The sequence below is a fragment of the Bradyrhizobium sp. ma5 genome (genome assembly GCF_042258955.1).
Lineage (GTDB): Bacteria > Pseudomonadota > Alphaproteobacteria > Rhizobiales > Xanthobacteraceae > Bradyrhizobium.
On sequence record NZ_CP170156.1, the window covers coordinates 2,845,455 to 2,865,200 of the forward strand.

At 64.4% G+C, this 19,746-nt stretch carries 18 protein-coding genes; 14 read left to right on the forward strand and 4 right to left on the reverse strand.

The features are described from left to right. Positions 1-342: 342 nt before the first annotated feature. Together ACE103_RS13080 and ACE103_RS13085 are read left to right on the forward strand one after the other, a co-directional pair. Positions 343-999, forward strand: a complete 657-nt coding sequence (locus ACE103_RS13080) for a TetR/AcrR family transcriptional regulator (protein ID WP_375779755.1) — start codon at positions 343-345, stop codon at positions 997-999. 235 nt (positions 1,000-1,234) lie between these two features. After that, positions 1,235-2,044 carry an ABC transporter permease gene (locus ACE103_RS13085; RefSeq protein WP_375779756.1) on the forward strand — a complete coding sequence of 270 codons (810 nt, stop codon included), beginning with the start codon at positions 1,235-1,237 and terminating at the stop codon, positions 2,042-2,044. Here ACE103_RS13085 and ACE103_RS13090 read toward each other — a convergent pair. Further along, positions 2,041-2,202 carry a hypothetical protein gene (locus tag ACE103_RS13090; RefSeq protein WP_223968071.1) on the reverse strand — a complete coding sequence of 54 codons (162 nt, stop codon included), beginning with the start codon at positions 2,200-2,202 and terminating at the stop codon, positions 2,041-2,043. The genes ACE103_RS13085 and ACE103_RS13090 overlap by 4 nt on opposite strands. A gap of 15 nt (positions 2,203-2,217) precedes the next feature. Between ACE103_RS13090 and ACE103_RS13095 the strand changes: the two genes are divergently transcribed. The 7 genes from ACE103_RS13095 (at position 2,218) to ACE103_RS13125 (ending at position 9,963) form a co-directional block, all read left to right on the forward strand. After that, complete coding sequence (locus ACE103_RS13095; RefSeq protein ID WP_375779757.1) at positions 2,218-3,213, forward strand: ABC transporter substrate-binding protein; 996 nt, start codon at positions 2,218-2,220, stop codon at positions 3,211-3,213. 3 nt (positions 3,214-3,216) lie between these two features. Continuing rightward, positions 3,217-4,062 (forward strand): ABC transporter ATP-binding protein, encoded by an 846-nt coding sequence (locus tag ACE103_RS13100; protein ID WP_223968069.1) that lies wholly within the window; start codon positions 3,217-3,219, stop codon positions 4,060-4,062. A 14-nt stretch (positions 4,063-4,076) separates the two neighbouring features. Beyond that, a complete protein-coding gene (locus ACE103_RS13105) occupies positions 4,077-5,486 on the forward strand; it encodes a hypothetical protein (protein WP_375779758.1) in 1,410 nt (469 codons plus the stop codon). After that, a complete protein-coding gene (locus ACE103_RS13110) occupies positions 5,483-6,634 on the forward strand; it encodes a Gfo/Idh/MocA family protein (protein WP_375779759.1) in 1,152 nt (383 codons plus the stop codon). Before ACE103_RS13105 ends, ACE103_RS13110 begins: the two co-directional genes overlap by 4 nt. Positions 6,635-6,648: 14 nt before the next feature. Next, positions 6,649-7,842, forward strand: a complete 1,194-nt coding sequence (locus ACE103_RS13115) for a dihydrodipicolinate synthase family protein (RefSeq protein ID WP_375779760.1) — start codon at positions 6,649-6,651, stop codon at positions 7,840-7,842. Continuing rightward, entirely contained in the window at positions 7,842-8,705 is an 864-nt protein-coding gene (locus ACE103_RS13120) for a sugar phosphate isomerase/epimerase family protein (protein WP_375779761.1), read from the forward strand. The genes ACE103_RS13115 and ACE103_RS13120 overlap by 1 nt, the downstream gene beginning before the upstream one ends. 112 nt (positions 8,706-8,817) lie before the next feature. Then, positions 8,818-9,963, forward strand: a complete 1,146-nt coding sequence (locus ACE103_RS13125; RefSeq protein ID WP_375779762.1) for an alpha-hydroxy acid oxidase — start codon at positions 8,818-8,820, stop codon at positions 9,961-9,963. 18 nt (positions 9,964-9,981) lie between these two features. Here the strand turns inward: ACE103_RS13125 and rocD are convergent, their stop codons facing one another. The 3 genes from rocD to ACE103_RS13140 form a co-directional block, all read right to left on the reverse strand. Then, the gene (gene rocD / locus ACE103_RS13130; RefSeq protein ID WP_375779763.1) at positions 9,982-11,196 is read right to left on the reverse strand and encodes an ornithine--oxo-acid transaminase; all 1,215 of its coding nucleotides are present in this window, start codon (positions 11,194-11,196) and stop codon (positions 9,982-9,984) included. 127 nt (positions 11,197-11,323) lie between these two features. After that, a complete protein-coding gene (locus ACE103_RS13135) occupies positions 11,324-12,001 on the reverse strand; it encodes a potassium channel family protein (RefSeq protein WP_223968062.1) in 678 nt (225 codons plus the stop codon). A gap of 4 nt (positions 12,002-12,005) precedes the next feature. Beyond that, positions 12,006-13,241, reverse strand: a complete 1,236-nt coding sequence (locus ACE103_RS13140; RefSeq protein WP_375781101.1) for a cytochrome P450 — start codon at positions 13,239-13,241, stop codon at positions 12,006-12,008. Between the two features lie 203 nt (positions 13,242-13,444). Between ACE103_RS13140 and ACE103_RS13145 the strand changes: the two genes are divergently transcribed. The 5 genes from ACE103_RS13145 to ACE103_RS13165 all read left to right on the forward strand — a co-directional run bounded on the left by ACE103_RS13145 (position 13,445) and on the right by ACE103_RS13165 (position 19,711). After that, entirely contained in the window at positions 13,445-13,978 is a 534-nt protein-coding gene (locus ACE103_RS13145; protein WP_375779764.1) for a phosphonopyruvate decarboxylase, read from the forward strand. After that, on the forward strand, positions 13,975-14,565 hold the full coding sequence (locus tag ACE103_RS13150; protein ID WP_375779765.1) for a thiamine pyrophosphate-dependent enzyme: 591 nt from the start codon (positions 13,975-13,977) through the stop codon (positions 14,563-14,565). Before ACE103_RS13145 ends, ACE103_RS13150 begins: the two co-directional genes overlap by 4 nt. A 64-nt stretch (positions 14,566-14,629) precedes the next feature. Continuing rightward, complete coding sequence (locus tag ACE103_RS13155) at positions 14,630-15,331, forward strand: TetR/AcrR family transcriptional regulator (RefSeq protein ID WP_173641598.1); 702 nt, start codon at positions 14,630-14,632, stop codon at positions 15,329-15,331. Between the two features lies 1 nt (position 15,332). Next, complete coding sequence (locus tag ACE103_RS13160; RefSeq protein ID WP_223968059.1) at positions 15,333-16,526, forward strand: efflux RND transporter periplasmic adaptor subunit; 1,194 nt, start codon at positions 15,333-15,335, stop codon at positions 16,524-16,526. 83 nt (positions 16,527-16,609) lie between these two features. After that, positions 16,610-19,711 carry a multidrug efflux RND transporter permease subunit gene (locus ACE103_RS13165; protein WP_223968058.1) on the forward strand — a complete coding sequence of 1,034 codons (3,102 nt, stop codon included), beginning with the start codon at positions 16,610-16,612 and terminating at the stop codon, positions 19,709-19,711. The last annotated feature ends 35 nt before the right edge of the window (positions 19,712-19,746 follow it).

Sequence of the window (19,746 nt, forward strand, 5' to 3'; positions counted from 1 at the left end):
CCGCGTTGCATCCGCGCGTCGTCCCGACAGCGTGCACCCCGGGTAATTGAGTTTTATTCGTCATTCCGGGGCTCGCGAAGCGAGAACCCGGAATCCATTCATCACCGGTACGTGCGGGTCGATGGATTCCGGGTTCGTGCTGCGCACGCCCTCAGGTGCGCAATTGCGCACCGGGGAATGACGAAAGCCGCCGCACTTGCGAAAAATATTCCCGCATGGCGGTCACGACAACATTCGTTCTCAAACGCCGCGCGTCATGCTACATTCGACAGTTCAGCATCACGGGCGATCGATTTGGCGAAAGCAAAGCGGATACAGAGATGGCAGCGCGACCCTCAGGGGATGCGGCTGCGGATTCTCGAGGCGGCCAAGCAGGAATTCGCCGCCCATGGCCTCGCCGGCGCGCGCGTCGACCGCATCGCGGCCAATGCCGACGCCAACAAGCGCATGCTGTACTACCATGTCGGCAACAAGGAGGATCTCTATCTCGAGGTGCTTGAGGGCGCCTACGAGAAGATCCGCGCCGAGGAGCGCACGCTCGATCTCGAGCATCTCGACCCGCCCGAGGCGATCGGGCGCCTGATCGCCTTCACCTGGAACTATTTTCTGCGCAACCCCGAGTTCCTGGCGTTGCTGAACACGGAAAACCTCGCCAAGGCAAAGCACCTGAAGCGCTCGACCAAGGTCAAGTCGATGCACTCGCCCTTTGTCGAGATGATCCGCACCGTGGTGACGCGCGGGGTCGAGAGCGGCGACTTCCGCGACGTGGTCGATCCGGTGCAGCTCTATATCTCGATCGCGGGGCTCGCGTTCTTCTATCTCTCCAACAGCGCCACGCTGAGCGTGATCTTCGGCCGCGACCTGCTCAAGAAGGACGCCCGCGACGAGCGCCTCGAGCACATGACCGCGCTGGTGCTGGCGGCGCTGACCGGCAAGTCCACCGCCGCGTTTGGCAACGCGATGCCGCCGCTGCGCGCGGCGGAACACCGGGTGGTGTGAACGCCAGTGGCCCCGTAGCCCGGATGCGCGAAGCGACATCCGGAACAGACCATCCGCGCGGACGGATTTTCCCTGATATCGCTGTGCTCATCCGGGCTGCGGCGAACCTCCCAAAAAAATCTCGCCTGACGAAAGTCGCGTGCTACGGCGCGATTTTGCTGTGTGCGAGGGCTGGACAGTATTTATCCAACGGGTTAATTTCTGCACGAACACAGAGACGGCAAGGGAGCGTGACGTGGCGGAGGCAAAGAGCCCTTCGGGCGTGTCGAAGGTGCTGAACGCGGCGTGGGTGCGCCCGTTCCTGTTCCTGGTGGTCATCGTGGTGGCGTGGGACCTCGCGATCCGCCTGTTCCGCATCCCGGCCTATCAGATCCCGTCGCCCGGCGACGTCGTCGCGGTGCTGTGGAGCGACTGGCCGGACTTGCTGCGGCAGTCCTGGCCGACCACCTATGCGACGATCTGCGGTTTCCTGCTCTCGGCGCTGTTCGGCATTCCCACAGCGATGCTGATCGCGGGCTCGAGGACGGTCGAGAGCTACGTCTATCCGCTGCTGGTGTTCTCGCAATCGGTGCCGAAGATCGCGATCGCGCCGCTGTTCGTGGTGTGGTTCGGCTTCGGCATCATCCCCAAGGTGATCTCCGCATTCCTGCTCGGCTTCTTCCCCGTGGTGGTCTCGGCGGTGCAGGGCTTCAAGTCGGTCGATCCCGACATGGTTGACCTCGCGCGCGCGATGCAGGGCAGTCGCTTCAAGGTGTTCTGCGCGGTCAACCTGCCGCACGCGATGCCCGCGATCTTCTCCGGCCTCAAGGTCTCGGTGACGCTCGCCGTGGTCGGCGCCGTGGTCGGCGAGTTCGTCGGCTCCAATTCCGGCATCGGCTATGTGATGCAGCGCTCGATCGGCACCTTCGACCTGCCGACGATGTTTGCGGCGCTGGTGATCCTGGCGCTGCTCGGCGTCATCCTGTTCTGGATCGTCGACCGCATCGAGCGGCTGGTGATCCCCTGGCACGTCAGCCAGCGCGACGACATCATCTTCGCATCCTAGGATTTGTGCACAGAAACAACAGCAAGCGTCATTGCGAGCAGCGATAGCGACGAAGCAATCCATTTCTCCACTTGCTGCACGATGGATTGCTTCGCGGAGCCTGTCATCCGGCGGCGCTTCGCGCCGACCGGGTGGCTCGCAATGACGAAAAAGAACAACGGGAGGATTATCTGATGCGATTGCTCACTGCCGTTATTGCCGCACTGGCCTGGACCGCGCTTGCGGTGGCGCCGGCGTCCGCGGCCGACAAGGTCGTGCTGATGCTGAACTGGTACGTCTATGGCGAGCACGCGCCGTTCTATTACGGCAAGGCCAAGGGCATCTATGCCGCTGAGGGCATCGACCTCGAGATCCAGGAAGGCCGCGGCTCGGCCGCGACCACGCAGGCGGTGGCGGCCAAGACCGCCGATTTCGGCTATGTCGACGTGCCGACGATGATGCGTGCCGCGGTGAAGGGTGCGCCGGTGATCGCCACCGGCGTGCTGCTGCAGACCAGCCCGATGTCGGCGATGGGCTTCGTCGACAAGAACATCAGGAAGCCGGAGGACATCAAGGGCAAGACGGTCGCGATTACGCCCGCGGATTCGATGACGCAGATCTGGCCGCTGTTCCTGAAGAAGACCGGCCTGAAGGAAAGCGACTTCAACACCGTCGCCGGCGACGGCCAGACCAAGCTGAACGCCGTCATCAACGGCCAGGCCGATCTGCTGCTCGGCTACGTGATGGACCAGTCGATGAAGATCAAGGACGCCACGGCTAAGGACGTCTATCCGATCAAGTTCGCCGACTATGGCATCAACATGGTGTCGTCGGGCATCATCGCGAACTCCGACTATGTGAAGGCCAATGCCGACTTGGTCCGCCGCTTCATGTCGGCGACGACAAAGGCGGTGGAAGCCGCCGAGAAGGACCCGAAGGCCGCCGCGCAGTCGATCCTCGATGCCAACCCGAAGGGCGGCAAGATCGACACGCTGACGCAGGGCTTCGAGCTGACGATCCCGCTCTATCGCACGCCGGAGACCAAGGCCAAGCGGCCGTTTCAGGTCACCGACCAGAACATGACGGAGTCGGTCAATCTGATGGTCGAATATGGCGGCCTCGACGCCAAGGCGAAAGCCAATCCGAAGGCGTTCTACACCAACGACTATCTGCCGAAGGGTGACTCGTAAGCCATGAAATCGGCAATCAAGAGCGCTGCCGAGCAGCCCGCCGCCCATCTGCGCTTGGTGTCCGACCGCGCGGCCGGCGCTGCGCCTGGCATCAAGCTCTCAGGCGTATCGAAGACCTACCGGTCGCGCGACGGAGACGTGCCGTCGCTGCGGCCGCTCGACTTCACCATCAATGACGGCGAGTTCTTTGTCGTGGTCGGGCCCTCCGGCTGCGGCAAGTCCACGCTGCTCAAGATGATCTCGGGCCTGCTGCCGCCGACGACCGGCGAGGTGCTGGTCGACGGCGAGCCGGTGACCAAGCCGCACGGCAATGTCGGCATCGTGTTCCAGAACGCGCTGCTGCTGCCGTGGCGCAACATCCTCTCCAACGTGATGCTGCCGATCGACATGAAGCAGCTCGCCCGGGACAAATATCTCGCCCGCGCCAAGGCGCTGCTGAAGCTGGTCGGGCTCGAGGGTTTCGAGAAGAAGCTGCCGTGGCAGCTGTCAGGCGGCATGCAGCAGCGCGCCTCGATCTGCCGCGCGCTGGTCCACGATCCCAAGATCATGCTGATGGACGAGCCGTTCGGCGCGCTCGACGCCATGACGCGCGAGCGGATGAATGTCGAGTTGATGCGGATCCAGCGCGAGACCGGCAAGACGGTGCTGCTGATCACGCACTCGATCCCGGAAGCCGTGTTCCTCGCCGACCGCGTGCTCGTGATGACCGAGCGGCCCGGCGCGATCGCCGCGATCTACGACGTGCCGATGCCGCGGCCGCGCTCGCTCGAGACCATGTCCGATCCTGTCTTCACCGAGCTGGTGCAGCGGATCCGGAAGCATTTCTTCACGCAGGGGTCGCTGGACTAACACCCGAGCCTTCAATGCCGCTTCGCCTCAAAGTCAACGATATCGCCTTCTTCGAACGACCGCTGGTGTTCGCGCGGCCGTTCCGTTTCGGCGCGGTGACGATCACCGCGTCGACGCAGCTGTTCGTGCGGGTCGAGATCGAGGTGGAGGGCAACGGGCGCGCGACCGGCGCCAGCGCCGAAATGCTGGCGCCGAAATGGTTCGACAAGCGGCCACATCTGACGGAGGCGCAGTCGCTCGACGGCCTGCGCCGCTCGCTTGCGATTGCACGCGAGCTCTATCTGGCGAACCGGAGTTTCGAGACCGCGTTCGGCCTGCATGCCAGCTGTATCGGCCCGCAGGTTGCCGCCGCCTGCGCTGCGGAGGATATTCCGCCGCTCGCCGCAGGCTTTGGCCCTGCCGAGATCGACAAGGCGATCCTCGATGGATTGCTGCGCGCGGTGGGTGTCAACTTCTTCGACGGCATGACCGGCAATATCGCCGAAATCGACGCGCGGCTGACGCCGGATATCGACGACGCTGCCATCGCGCGATTCCTTTCAACACGCAAGCGGATCGACCGCGTGGCCGTCAGGCATACGGTCGGGATGGACGACACGGTTGAAGGCGAGGGCGGCGTCGCCGACGCAGGCGAGAACGCCGGAGCGCGCTATTTCAAGCTCAAGCTCAACGGCGATCCCGCCCATGACGCGGCGCGGCTGGCGCGGATCGGCAGCGAGCTCACAAGGCTGCCTTACGCCAGCCGGGTCACGCTCGACGCCAACGAGCAGTATGCCGACCTGGCGGCTCTGAACGCGCTGGTCGACCGGCTCGACCATGACGCGGCGCTTAAGCCGATCGCGGCAAACCTGCTCTATATCGAGCAGCCGATGCCGCGCGATATCACCAAGGCTTCGCCGCTCGGCGGATTGGCGGCGCGGAACTTCATCATCGACGAGGCCGACGATTGCTACGATGCATTCCCGCAGGCGCGGGCGCTCGGCTATCGCGGCATCTCCTCGAAATCGTGCAAGGGCATCTACAAGTCGATCATCAATGCGACCCGCGCGGCGGCGTGGAGCGTCGATGGCGGCCCGTTTTTCATCAGCGGCGAGGACCTGACCTGTCAGGCCGGGCTCGGCGTGCAGCAGGATCTCGGGCTCGGAGCGCTGATCGGCGTCACCCATGCCGAACGCAACGGCCACCATTACGTCGACGGCTTTGCTGACACCCCGGCCGATGAGGCCGATGCCTTTCTCACTGCACATCCCGATCTCTACGCGCGCGCCGGCGGCAAGGTCCGCCTTGCGATCCATGACGGCGATCTGCTGACAGGATCGATCGCCGCGGCGCCGGGCTTTGCCAGTTTCGTCCATCCGGACTGGTCCACCATGCAGCCGCTGAAGCGGCCAACACCACGCGTTTCGCAGGAGCAGACAGTATGACGACCAAACGCCTCGGCCTGATCATGAACGGCATTACGGGCCGGATGGGTCTCAACCAGCATCTGATCCGCTCGATCGTCGCGATCCGCGAGCAGGGCGGCGTGCTGCTCGCGAATGGCGACCGCATCATGCCCGATCCGATCCTGGTCGGCCGCGATGCCGAGAAGGTCGCTAGCCTGGCCAAGCGCTACAACATCGAGCGCCACACCACCGATCTCGATTGCGCACTCGCCGACAAGAATGACACCGTGTTCTTCGATGCCGCGACCACGCAGGCGCGGCCCTCGCTGCTGACCAAGGCGATCAACGCCGGCAAGCATGTCTATTGCGAGAAACCGATCGCGACCAATCTAGAGGAAGCCGTTGCGGTCGTGAAGCTCGCCAATGCCAAGGGATTGAAGCACGGCACGGTGCAGGACAAGCTGTTCCTGCCGGGCCTGAAGAAGCTCGCCTTCCTGCGCGACTCCGGCTTCTTCGGTCGCATGCTCTCGGTGCGTGGCGAATTCGGCTATTGGGTGTTCGAGGGCGGCTGGCAGGAGGCGCAGCGACCGTCCTGGAACTACCGCGCCGAGGATGGCGGCGGTATCATCCTGGATATGGTCTGCCACTGGCGCTACGTGCTCGACAATCTGTTCGGCGAGGTCGAGAGCGTGGTCTGCATCGGGTCGACCGATATACCCGAGCGCTACGACGAGAAGGGCAAGCAGTACCAGGCGACGGCCGACGATTCCGCTTACGCCACCTTCAAGCTGAAGGGCGGCGTGATCGCGCATATCAACATGAGCTGGGTGACGCGGGTCTACCGCGACGACCTCGTCACCTTCCAGGTCGACGGCACCCACGGTTCGGCGGTGGCGGGCCTGACCGACTGCGTGATCCAGGCGCGCCAGGCGACGCCGCGGCCGGTGTGGAATCCGGACGAGAAGCGCATGCACGATTTCTATGCCGACTGGCAGAAGCTCCCTGAGAACGTCGTCTACGACAACGGCTTCAAGGAGCAATGGGAGATGTTCATCCGCCACGTCTGCGAGGATGCGCCCTACAAATACACGCTGCTCGAGGGCGCCAAGGGCGTGCAACTCGCCGAATGCGCGCTGAAGAGCTGGAAGGAGCGGTGCTGGATCGACGTCGCGCCGATCGTCGTCTGAAAGAGGACTTTGTCATGAACAAGCCGATCTTGCCGATGTCGTCGTTGTCGCTGAAGCTGCCGACCGATGGCGGCGGCCTCGAGACCTATCGCCTAGCGGCGTCGCGGACCTTTCCGGCGAAGCTCGAGGGCACGCTGAATCGCGTCGCGTTCTCGGCCGCCCATGTGGTCGCTGATCCGCGCGCCGACGTCGATCCCTGGCTGACGGCCGCGATCGACTGGGACAAGACGATCGCGTTCCGCGAGCACGTCTGGGACCTCGGCCTTGGCGTTGCCGAGGCCATGGACACTGCGCAGCGCGGCATGGGCCTCGATTGGGCGACTTCGCTCGAATTGATCCAGCGTTCGGTGAAGGCCGCGAAGGCCAGGGGTAATGCGCTGGTGTTCTCGGGCGCCGGCACCGATCATCTCGCGGTGGAGGACGCCAGGTCGATCGATGATGTGATCCACGCCTATGAGGAGCAGATCACTGCTGTGGAGAAGGCCGGCGGCCGCATCATCCTGATGGCCTCGCGCGCGCTGGCAAAGCTCGGCAGGAATGCGGACGATTACGCGAAGGTTTATGACCGCGTGCTGTCGCAAGTCCGCGAGCCCGTGATCATCCACTGGCTCGGCGACATGTTCGATCCGGCTCTGTCAGGCTACTGGGGCACGGCCGACCTCGACAAGGCGATGGACATTGCGGTTGCGATCATCAACGCCAATGCCGCCAAGGTCGATGGCGTCAAGGTCTCGCTGCTCGACAAGCAGCGCGAGATCGACATGCGGCGGCGGCTCGACCCGCGCGTCAAGATGTACACCGGCGACGACTTCAACTATGCGGAGCTGATCGCCGGCGACGACAAGGGCTTCTCCCACGCACTACTCGGCATCTTCGATGCGATCGCGCCCGCTGCGTCTTATGCGCTGTCGCGGCTGGCTGCGGGCGACGAGGCCGGCTTCCGCGACGTGCTTGGGCCAACCGTGCCGCTGTCGCGCCACATCTTCAAGGCGCCCACTCGCTTCTACAAGACCGGCATCGTGTTCATGGCCTATCTCAACGGGCACCAGGATCAGTTCACGATGGTCGGCGGACAGGAGAGCGCGCGCTCGACCCTGCATCTTGCCGAGCTGTTCCGGCTCGCTGACCAGGCGGGGCTGCTCGCCAATCCGGAGCTAGCTACGCGCCGAATGGCGGCGATCATGGCCACCCGTGGTATCGACGCCTGATGCGCGATTTTTCCAACGATCACCGCTGGCTGTCGCTGAACACGGCGACCGTCCGCAAGCAGGGCGATCTCACGGCCATCATCGAGGCCTGCGCGCGCCACGGCATCCGCGCGATCGATCCCTGGCGCGACCAGGTCGCCGGCGTGGGCCTCGACCGTGCCGTGCGCGCGGTGAAGGACGCCGGCCTCGATCTCTCGGGCTATTGCCGCGGCGGCATGTTCACGGCTGACAGCGCGCATCGCAGCGAGGCGCGCGACGACAATCACCGCGCGGTCGACGAGGCGGCGGCGCTCGGCGCGTCCTGCATCGTGCTCGTCGCCGGCGGCCTGCCGCAATATTCGCGGCCGGGCAGCGCGGCGTCCAAGGATATCGCGACGGCCCGGTCGCAGGTGCATGACGGCATCGCCGAGATGCTGGAGTATGCAAAACAGGCAAAGCTGCCGCTTGCGATCGAACCGTTGCATCCGGCCTATGCGGCCGATCGCGCCTGTGTAAACACCACGAAACATGCGCTCGACATCTGCGACGCGCTCGATCCCGGCCGCACCGGCACGATCGGGGTCGCGCTCGACGTCTATCACATCTGGTGGGACCCCGAACTGAAGAGCCAGATCGCGCGCGCCGGCAAGGACCGGCTGCTCGCGTTCCACGTCTGCGACTGGCTGGTGCCGACCAGGGACATCCTCAACGACCGCGGCATGATGGGTGACGGCGTCATCGACATCAGATCGGTGCGCGCAATGGTCGAAGCGCAGGGCTTTGCCGGCTATTCGGAGATCGAGATTTTCTCGAATGACTGGTGGAGCCGGCCCTTGGACGACGTGCTGCGGACCTGCATCGAGCGGCATCGGACGGTGGCCTGACCCAACGACCAGTTCGGTGGACAAGGCGAGGCGTGCCCGTTATTCCGAATGCTGTGGTGTGAACGGCACTGGGGGCCGTTGAACTCCGCGGTCCGGACCTTCGGAGCACGACATGCGTTTGAGCGATTGCCACAATTTCCATGACTTCCGCGAACTGGCAAGGCGCCGCCTTCCGGGGCCGATCTTCGACTATATCGATGGCGGGGCGGATGATGAGGCGACGCTTCGGCAGAATACCGCGAGCTTCGAGCGTTGCGATCTGGTGCCCAATGTCCTGCGCGGCGTGGAGAACGTCGATCTCTCGGTCACCGTAATGGGCCAGAAGCTGGCGACGCCGTTCTATTGTTCGCCAACCGCGCTGCAGCGCCTGTTTCATCATCAGGGCGAACGGGCCGTCGCCGCTGCCGCGGCGAAATACGGAACGATGTTCGGCGTGTCCTCGCTCGGGACCGTGAGCCTGGAGGAATTGCGCAAGGCCTACGCTACGCCGCAGGTCTATCAGTTCTATTTCCACCGGGATCGGGGCCTGAACACGGCGATGATGCAGCGCGCCAAGCAGGCCGGCGTCAACGTGATGATGTTGACGGTCGACAGCATCACCGGCGGCAACCGCGAGCGCGACCTGCGGACCGGGTTTTCAATTCCGTTCAGGCTCACGCTCGGCGGCATGCTGCAATTCGCCATCAAGCCGGCCTGGGCCATCAACTACGTCACGCATGAGAGCTTCAAGCTGCCGCAGCTCGACGAGCATGTCGATATGAGCGGCGGTGCGATGTCGATCGGGCGCTATTTCACCGAAATGCTCGATCCCGCCATGACATGGGACGACGTCGCGCAAATGGTCCGGCAGTGGAACGGCCAGTTCTGTTTGAAGGGCGTCATGTCGGTTGATGATGCCAAGCGTGCGGTTGAGATCGGCTGCACCGGCATCATCCTGTCCAATCACGGCGGCCGGCAGCTCGATGGCTCGCGGGCCGCGTTCGATCAGCTGGCCGAGATCGTCGATGCCGTGGGCGACCGGATCGATGTGATGATGGACGGCGGTATCAAACGGGGCAGCCATGTGCTGAAGGCGCTGTCGCTGGGTGCCAAGGCCGTCGGCCTCGGACGCTTCTATCTCTATCCGCTGGCGTCGGCCGGCCAGGCCGGAGTCGAGCGGGCACTTGGTCTGCTGCAGGCGGAGCTGGTGCGGGACATGCGGCTGATGGGGTGTTCCTCGATCAGCCAGCTCTCCCGCGCAAACCTGCGGTTCAGGTAGCCGCCCGCTATCTCGCCGTCATGAAAGGTCCTGCGTCAGCGCGGGGCCGATCTGCTCCAGCGCCCAATCGACCTGATCGGGCGTAATCACCAGCGGCGGGGCGATCCGGATGGTGTGGTCATGGGTGTCCTTGGCGAGGATGCCCTTCTCGCGCAGCAGCTCGCAATAGCGGCGGGCGGGACCAGCCTCGGGGTGAAGCTCGACCGCGAGCATCAGCCCGCGTCCACGTACTTCGCGAACCGTGTTGGCGCGGATGCCGCGCAAGCCGGCGAGGAAGCGTGCGCCTTCGATGGCCGCGTTCTCGATCATGCCTTCGTCGACGAGCGCGCGCAGCGCCGCGCGTGCGATCGCGCAGGCGAGCGGATTGCCGCCGAAGGTCGAGCCGTGCTGGCCGGGCTTCAGCGTGCCGAGCACCTCGTTGTTGGAAAGCACCGCCGAGACCGGATAGAAGCCGCCGGACAGCGCCTTGCCGAGCAGCGTCACGTCGGCCTCGATGCCTTCGTGCTGTTCCGCGAGCAGCTTGCCGGTGCGGCCGAGACCGGTCTGGATCTCGTCGAGGATCAGCATGATGTTGTTGCGGGTGCAGAGCGCGCGGACTTCAGCGAAATAGCCCGCAGGCGGAATGACAACGCCGGCCTCCCCCTGGATCGGCTCGACCAGGAAGGCAACGGTGTTCGGCGTGATCGCATCCTCCAGCGCCCTGGCGTCGCCGAACGGAATGATCTTGAAGCCCGGCGCGAACGGCCCGAAATGCGCGCGTGTGTCCGGGTCGGTGCTGAAGCCGACAATCGCAAGCGTGCGCCCGTGGAAATTGTCGGCACAGACGATGATCTCGGCCTTGCCGTCAGGCACGCCCTTGACCTCGTAGCCCCATTTGCGCACCGACTTGATTGCGCTTTCCACCGCCTCCGCGCCGCTGTTCATCGGCAGCACCTTGTGCGATCCGGTCAGCTCGGCGAGTTCCTCGTAGAACGGGGCGAGCTGATCGTTGTGGAAGGCCCGCGAGGTCAGCGTCAGCCGGCCGGCCTGCTCCACCATGGCGGCAAGGATCTTTGGATGGCAGTGGCCCTGATTGACCGCCGAATAGGCGGACAGGCAATCGAGGTAGCGCTTGCCATCGGTATCCCAAACCCAGACGCCTTCGCCGCGCGACAGCACGACGCCGAGCGGCGCGTAGTTCTGGGCGCCGAACTGCGCTTCCCTTGCGATGAAATCGGTGACTGGCGGACGCATGTTTCGTCACTCCAGTGATGTCGGCACCAAGGATGCCGTCCTGCACATTATCACTGATTTGGGTATCGGCCCGCGCGGCTTAAAGGATTGCTGTGGACCAAATTCGGTCCATCCCGGTGGCGCTGCGCTACGAATCCTGATCGCGGTGTGCGATCTCGAGCGTGACGAGCCGGGCGAGCAGTGTCGCCGGGTACAGCTGGCCGAAGATCGCCTCGACATTGCAGAGGCTGCGCGCAAGCGGATGCAGCGGCGCGACGTCGCCATAGCCGGTTGTCGTGAGCGTGGCGAAGGAGAAATAGATCAGCTGGCTCGCGAGCGACGGGCGGTCCTCGACCTTCATGCCGGCAAACGCATCCGGCACCAGCGTGCCGATGAAGGTGTAGAGCGCGGCGAAGATCACCGCCACCGTGAGGTAGAGCAGGACCGCGCCGATCACCCGGTGATAGGTGACGCGTCCGGGCGCGAAGGTCGCGCGTGCGACCGTCACCGCCATCGTGATGCCGACCAGCAGCCAGGAGCCCGCGAACAGATTGAGGTCGAGGATCGAGGGCGAGCGCAAGCGCAGGATCGCGCCGGTCACGATCATCGCCAGCGCGATCAGCATGGTGACGACGGCGATCGCGCTGCCCGACATCACGAACACGCCGCCGACCAGGAAGATGGCGAGCAACAGCTCGAACACCTGAAACTCGAACAGGCCGAGCGCCTGCAGCGGCGCCACCACGAACATCATGATCACGAGCAGCACGGTCAGCACCGTCAGCAGCGAATCGCCCCAGCGCTTGCGCAATTGCTCTATGCTCATCGGATCACGCGCCGCGCCGGCATGGCACGCTGAGGAAGCCGCGGAAGCGTACCCGGCCGCCGCGCACCGGCTCGCCGTCGAGTGCATAGTTCGGGAAGCGCTTAAGGAAGCGCGAGATCGCGATGGCGCCTTCGAGGCGCGCCAGCGCCATGCCGGCGCATTGATGCGCGCCGGTGCCGAAGGCAAGGTGGCGGTTCGGCGTGCGTGCGACGTCGAAGCCTTCAGCGTTGGGGAATTGCGCGGGGTCGCGGTTGGCAGCGCCGATGCACAGCGTGACCAGCGTGCCGGGGGGCATCTTGATGCCGCCGAGCTCGGTCTCCTCCACGATCATCCGGTTGCCGAGCTGGTTCGAGCTTTCGTAGCGCAGCATCTCCTCGACTGCGGTCTTGATCAGCTCGGGCTGCGCGATCAGCCGCTGCTTCTCTTCGGGATATTGGGTGAGCGTCACCAGCCCGTTGCCGATCAGGTTGGTCGTGGTCTCGTGGCCGGCGTTGAGCAGGAAGATGCAATTGTGCAGCAATTCCTTCGCGGTCAACCGCTCGCCATTGTCCTCACCATTACCTTCTCCTCGGATCAACCGCGTCAGCACATCGCGCTCGGGATTGCCCGGCTTGGCGCGGCGGCGTTCGACCAGGGTTTCGAGATAGGCGAGGAAATCCTTCACTGCGTCGTTGCCGCGGTCGAATGCGTCCTTGGCGATCACAGGCTCCAGCGCACCCAAAATCGCCAGCGACCAGTCGCGCAGCGGCTCGCGCTCGTCGTGCGGCACGTCGAGCAGATTGCCGATCACCTCGACCGGGATTGCGGAGGCGAAGTCGCCGATCAGCTCGAAGCGGTCTTTCGTGGCGATGCGGTCGAGCAGGCTGTCGACCAGCGCGATCAGGTCCGGCTCCATGCCGGCGATCGCCCGCGGCGACAAGGCGCCCATGATCAGGCGCCGCACGCGGGTGTGCGCCGGCGGGTCGTTGAAGACGAGGCTCGTCGTATGGTGCTCGTAGAGCAGCGAGTTGCCGTATTTCGGCAAGAACTCCTTCTTCTTGTCAGAGGAGAAGGTCTTGGTGTTCTTGTAGGCGGCGATGAGGTCGTCGTAGCGGGTGAGGAAATAGCAGCCGTTCGGCAGCCGCTTGACCGGCGCGTGCTCGCGCAGCGCGCGATAGGTCGGGTAGGGATCCGCGTAGAAGTCCGCCGTCAGCTTTTCCAGATCGAAGCCGTCAGCCAGCTCTCGCGCGTGCCCGTTCATGGCGATCCAGCTCAATTGGTTTCATTTGCAACTATCGTAAGCCGCAGGCGGCGGCCGCGCAACATCATTTACAGCAACCGGGAACAGCCTGCTGCGCGCCGCGCGATGCGAGCAAATCGCAGAGCCATATGCGGTATTGCGCTTTGATGAAGCGCGCGCGCCCCTCTACAGTCGCGGCCAAATAATCAAGACCGGAAACGCCGATGCATGCCCGTGCCGACACCGCCGCCTCCTGGCCCGAGGAGATCTTTTCGATTCTGCAGCGCTTCGAGGTGCGTCAGGTGCCCTACGTGCCGGACGCCGGGCATTCCGAGCTGATCGAGCGCGTGCTGGGATCGTCCGCGATGCGCGGCATTGCGCTGACCACCGAGGAGGAGGGCGTGGCGCTGCTCGCGGGCGCCTGGGCCGGCGGCCAGCGCGGCGTGCTGCTGATGCAGTCGAGTGGGGTCGGCAATTGCATCAACATGCTGTCGCTGGTGCAGATCTTCCGCTTGCCGTTCCTCACGCTGGTGACGATGCGCGGCGAATGGGGCGAGTTCAATCCCTGGCAGGTGCCGATGGGCTCGAACACGCAAGGGATTCTCGAATTGGCGGGGGTCAAGGTGCTGCGCGCCTCGCGTCCGGACGAGGTGCGCGAGGTCGTCGAAGCCGGTGCGGCGCAAGCCTACAACGCCTGCACGCCAACCGCCGTGCTGCTGTCGCAGCGCCTGATCGGGGCAAAGGTCTTCACCAAATGAGCAAAGCCAATCTCCTCGACCGCCGCGCGGTGGTTGCCGAACTGCTGAGGGATCGCAAGGGCGCCTTCGCCGTCGGCGGCCTCGGTGCCTCCACCTATGACATCGCCGCCGCCGGCGACCACGACCGCAATTTCTATCTCTGGGGCGGCATGGGCGGCGCCGTGATGATCGGGCTTGGTCTCGCGCTGGCCCAGCCGACGCTGCCGGTGGTCGTGATCACCGGCGACGGCGAGATGCTGATGGGCATGGGCAGCCTCGCAACCGTCGCATGGCAGCAGCCGAAAAACCTCTCGATCATCGTGCTCGACAACGAGGCCTATGGCGAGACCGGCGGCCAGACCAGCCATACCGGCGGGCCCGCCGATCTCGTGGGTGTTGCCAAAGCCTGCGGAATCGGAGATAGCCGCTCGATCAGCACGATGGCTGAGGTGGAGGCTTTTGCGTCGTCTTTGCAAGATGTTACGGCAGGGCCACGGTTCGCCAGCGCGAAGATTGACGGCGCCAATCTGGAGCGCGTGCTGTCCAGCCGCGACGGCACTTACATCGTCAACCGCATCAGAGGGTCGATCGGACACACTCCGATATAAAGTGACTTTCGCGGTGCAATAGAACCTTGACTTTTGGTAAAGTGAGTGATTACTCACGACCCAAATGTCTACCTTACGCATGACGAGTGACTTGCGGCGTCAGTTGATCCTGAGCGCTGCCAAGCGGTGTTTCGCCCGCAACGGCTTTGCCGGCACCACGACAAAGAGCGTGGCGGCCGCGGCTGCCATTTCGGAAGGGCTGCTGTTCAAGCACTTCCCGTCGAAGGCGGCGCTCTACGCCGAAATCCTTGCCGAAGAGTGCGAGGCGGATCCCGATCTCGCGCATCTGCTCGGCCAGGAGCCCTCCACCGCGACGCTGATCGAGCTGGTGCAGGGCATGGTCGGCCACTTCATGCAGCTGCGCGACGCGCCGGACCAGGAAGAGGCGCAGCGGATGCGGCTGATGGTGACGAGCCATCTCGACGACGGCGAGTTTGCGCGCCTGCTCTACGACAAGGTCGGCAAGCTGATCGGTCCGACCTTCGCTGCCTCGCTTGAGCGTGCGATCGCCGCCGGCGAAGCGACGCGGATCGGTGACGAGCCGCTCAACCTGTTCTGGTTTGCGCACCATACCGTGCTTATGGGCGCACTGACGCAGCTGCCTGCGACACCTTGTCTCCCCTATGGGGATGCCGCTGCGGCCGAGCGGCAGCTTTGCCAGTTCATTCTTCGCGGCATCGGACTTACCGAAGCCGCAATTTCAACTCATTTGGGCCGCCAGCCGTCGCCGAGCGCAGGACCGTCGGTAACTGCAGAAAGTGCATGATATGAATATCCAGACCGAAAGCCACATCTCGGGGCAACCGCTCAAGGAGAAGCAAGCCAAGCGTCCCGTCCGCCTGGTGCGTTGGTTCATCATCGTGGGATTGTTGCTGGCGCTGCTGGTCGGCGCGCTGGTCGGCTTCAACGCCTTCCGCAGCCACATGATCGCGCAGTTCTTCGCTAACAATAAGCCGCCGCCGTCGAACGTCTCGGTCGCCGAGGCGAAGACCGAGGTGATTCCGAATCTGCTGACCGCCGTCGGCGATCTCGTCGCCGTGCACCAGGTCAATGTCACGACCGACGTGCCGGGCCGCATCACCGAGATCCATTTCACCGCCGGTAGCCATGTGAAGGCGGGCACGCCGCTGGTGCAGCTGTTCGACGCGCCGGAGCAGGGCGACCTCGCCAGCTTCAAGGCGCAGGCGACCGTGGGTGAGCAGCAGCTCGACCGCGCCAAGCAGCTTGCGTCGCGCCAGTTCGGGCCGCAGTCGACCGTTGATACGGCGCAGGCGACCTACGACCAGGCCAAGGCGGGCATCGCCAAGACCGAAGCGCTGATCTCGCAGAAGCTGGTGCGCGCACCATTCGAAGGCGATCTCGGCGTTCGCCAGGTCGAAGTCGGCCAGTATCTGACGGCGGGCACGCAGATCGTGTCGCTCACCGATCTGTCGGTGCTGTACGCCAACCTGACCGTGACCGAGAAGCAGAGCTCGCAGATCAAGGTCGGCCAGGCCGTGCGGGTCGCGGTCGATGCCTATCCGGGCCGCACCTTCGAGGGCAAGATCACCACCATCGAGCCGCAGATCGCGACCGAGACCCGCAACATCCGGGTGCAGGCGACGATCCAGAATCCGGAAAGCATCCTCAAGCCCGGCATGTTCGCGACCACCACGATCGTGCTGCCCGAGAAGCCGCCGGTCGTGACCATTCCCGAAACCGCCGTCGACTACACGCTGTACGGCGACTCGGTGTTCCTGATCACCGAGAAGAAGGGTGAGGACGGCAAGACCAGCCTGACCGCGGACCGCACCTTCGTGAAGACGGGCAACCGTGTCGAAGGCCGCGTCCAAATCCTCAAGGGCCTGAAGGCCGGGGACAGGGTCGTGGCCGTCGGCCAGATCAAGCTGCAATCGGGCATGGCTGTTGCGATCTCGAACGATCCGCAGCCGCCGGTTCCGGCCGAGCCGCCGCGCTACTGATCTTCATCATCTGAACTCGGAGGGCCGATTGGCCCTCCGCCACATGTTGCCGCAACCGGCAGACAACACGAATCGAGTTGGCGATGGCCTTCACTGATATTTTCATCAAGCGCCCGGTGCTGTCGGTCGTCGTCAGCCTGCTGATCCTGTTGATCGGCTTGCGCGCGGCGATGGTGCTGCCGATCCGGCAATATCCGAACCTGTCGAATACCGTCGTGACGATCACGACGTCATATCCCGGCGCGTCGCCCGAGCTGATCAACGGCTTCATCACCACGCCGATCGAGCAGGCCGTCGCTTCGGCTGAAGGCGTCGACTACATGACGTCGAACTCGGTGCTCGGCACCTCGACGATCCAGGTCTACGTCAAGCTCAATCACGATCCGAACCAGGCGCTGACCGAAGTGCTCGCCAAGGTCAATTCGGTCAAATATCTGATCCCGAAGGAAGCCTTCGATCCGGTCGTGAGCAAGGCGACCGGCGACACCATCGCCGTGATGTATCTCGGCTTCTCCAGCGAAGAGCTGACCGGATCGGCGATCTCGGACTATCTGACCCGCGTCGTGCAGCCGGTGCTCTCGACGGTCGACGGCGTCGCCTCGGCCGACATCCTGGGCGGCCAGACCTTTGCGATGCGCGTCTGGCTCGATCCGAACCGGATGGCCGGACGCGGCGTGTCACCCAACGACGTTGCGGCTGCGATCGCCGCCAACAACTTCCAGGCGGCCGCCGGCCAGACCAAGGGCTTCTTCATCGTCTCCAACGTCTCGGCCAATACCGACCTTCAGAACATCGATCAGTTCAAGCGAATGATCGTGAAGGCGAAGGACGGTGGCTTCGTGCGTATCGAGGACATCGCGACGGTGGAGCTCGCGGCGCAGTCGACCGACGCCAGCGTCGCCTTCAACGGCGAGCATGCGATCTTCATCGGCATCAAGGCGACCCCGCAAGGCAACCCGCTGACCCTGGTGAAGGGTGTGCGCGCGCTGTTCCCCGACCTCGAGCGCAATTTGCCGCCGTCGATGAAGATGAAGGTGGCTTACGACTCCACCAAGTTCATCCAATCGTCGATCGACGAGGTCCAGAAGACGCTCACCGAAGCCGTCTTGATCGTCGTCGTCGTCATCTTCCTGTTCCTGGCGTCGCTGCGCTCGGTGATCATCCCCGTCGTCACCATTCCGCTGTCGCTGATCGGCGTCTGCATCCTGATGCTGGCCGCAGGCTTCAGCTTCAACCTGCTGACGCTGCTGGCGATGGTGCTGGCGATCGGTCTCGTGGTCGACGACGCCATCGTGGTGGTGGAGAACATCCATCGACATCTCGAGGAGGGCCTGCCACCCGTGCAGGCATCGCTGAAAGGTGCACGCGAGATCGTGGGCCCGGTCGTCTCGATGACGATCACGCTCGCGGCGGTGTACGCGCCGATCGGCTTCCTCGGCGGCGTGACCGGCACGCTGTTCCGCGAATTCGCCTTTACGCTGGCCGGCTCGGTGATCGTGTCGGGCGTGATCGCGCTGACGCTGTCGCCGATGATGTGCTCGGTGTTCCTGAAGAGCGCGGAAGAGGGGCGTTTCGCCAGGCTGGTCAATCGCGTGTTCGGCGCGTTGACGCGCGCCTATGGCCGCCAGCTCGACCGTTCGCTCGACTACCGCCCGATCACGGCGCTGTTCGCCGTGACCATCCTCGGTCTGGTCGGCTTCCTCTACATGCACATCCAGAAGGAGCTGGCGCCGCAGGAAGACCAGGGCATCGTGTTCGCGGTGACCAAGGCGCCGAAATACGCCAACATCGACTACATCGATTTCTACGGCGACAAGATGGACAAGGAGTTCCAGAAGTTCCCGGAGACCGACCTGCGGTTCATCCTGAACGGCATCACCGGTCCGCAGGGCGGCTTCGCCGGCATGCTGCTCAAGCCGTGGGATGAGCGCAAGCGCTCGGCCCAGGCGCTGCAGCCGCTGGTGCAGGCCGAGCTGTCCAAGATCGAGGGCGTCAGCGCGTTCGCGTTCAGCCTGCCGCCGTTGCCCGGCGGACCCGGCGGTCTGCCGGTGCAGATGGTGATCTCGTCGACGGCCGGATTCCAGCAGGTGTTCGACCAGATGAACAAGCTGAAGGACGCTGCGCGCAAGAGCGGCCTGTTCATTGTCTCCGACAGCGACCTCGACTTCAACCAGCCGGTGGTCCGCGTGAAGGTCGATCGCTCCAAGGCGAGCGACCTCGGCATCACCATGCAGTCGATCGGCGGAGCGCTGGCGACGCTGCTCGGCGGCAACTACGTCAACCGCTTCAACCTCGAAGGACGCTCCTATCAGGTGATTCCGCAGGTGCCGCGCGCCAGCCGGCTCGCGCCGGAATCATTCGACAACTACTACGTCCCGACCGCGACCGGGCAGCTGGTCCGGCTGTCGACCGTGGTGACGGTCGAGACCGGCGTCGATCCGAACGCGCTGACCCACTACAACCAGCTCAATTCGTCGACCTTCCAGGCCGTGCCGATGCCCGGCGTCTCGATGGGCCAGGCGGTGGAGTTCCTGCAGGGCGAAGCCAAGAAGCTGCCGTCGGGCTTCAGCTACGACTTCCTGGCCGACTCCCGCCAGTACGTCCATGAAGGCAACCAGTTGCTGGTCACCTTCGCGTTCGCCATCATCATCATCTTCCTGGTGTTGGCGGCGCAGTTCGAGAGCCTGCGCGATCCGTTCGTGATCATGATCTCCGTGCCGATGGCGATCGTCGGCGCCCTGATCCCGCTGTTCTTCGGCGTCGCCACCATGAACATCTACACCCAGGTGGGCCTGCTGACGCTGGTCGGACTGATCACCAAGCACGGCATCCTGATGGTGGAGTTCGCCAACGAACTGCAGCTCAAGGAGGGACTGGACCGTCGCTCGGCGATCGAAATGGCGGCCCGGATTCGTCTGCGTCCGATCCTGATGACGACGGCGGCCATGGTCACCGGCCTGTTGCCGCTGCTGACCGCCTCGGGCGCCGGCGCTGCCAGCCGCTTCTCGATCGGGCTCGTCGTTGTCACCGGCATGACGATCGGCACGCTGTTCACGCTGTTCGTGCTGCCGATGGTCTACACGGTGATCGCGACCGACCACCAGGCCGCGGCCCGGTCCGAGCGCGCCAAGCAGATCGCCGACTACGAACTCGATGCCCGCGACGGCGCATTGAAACCGACCTGAGCCCTCCAAGCTCATGCTCGCAGGAAAGGCGGCAC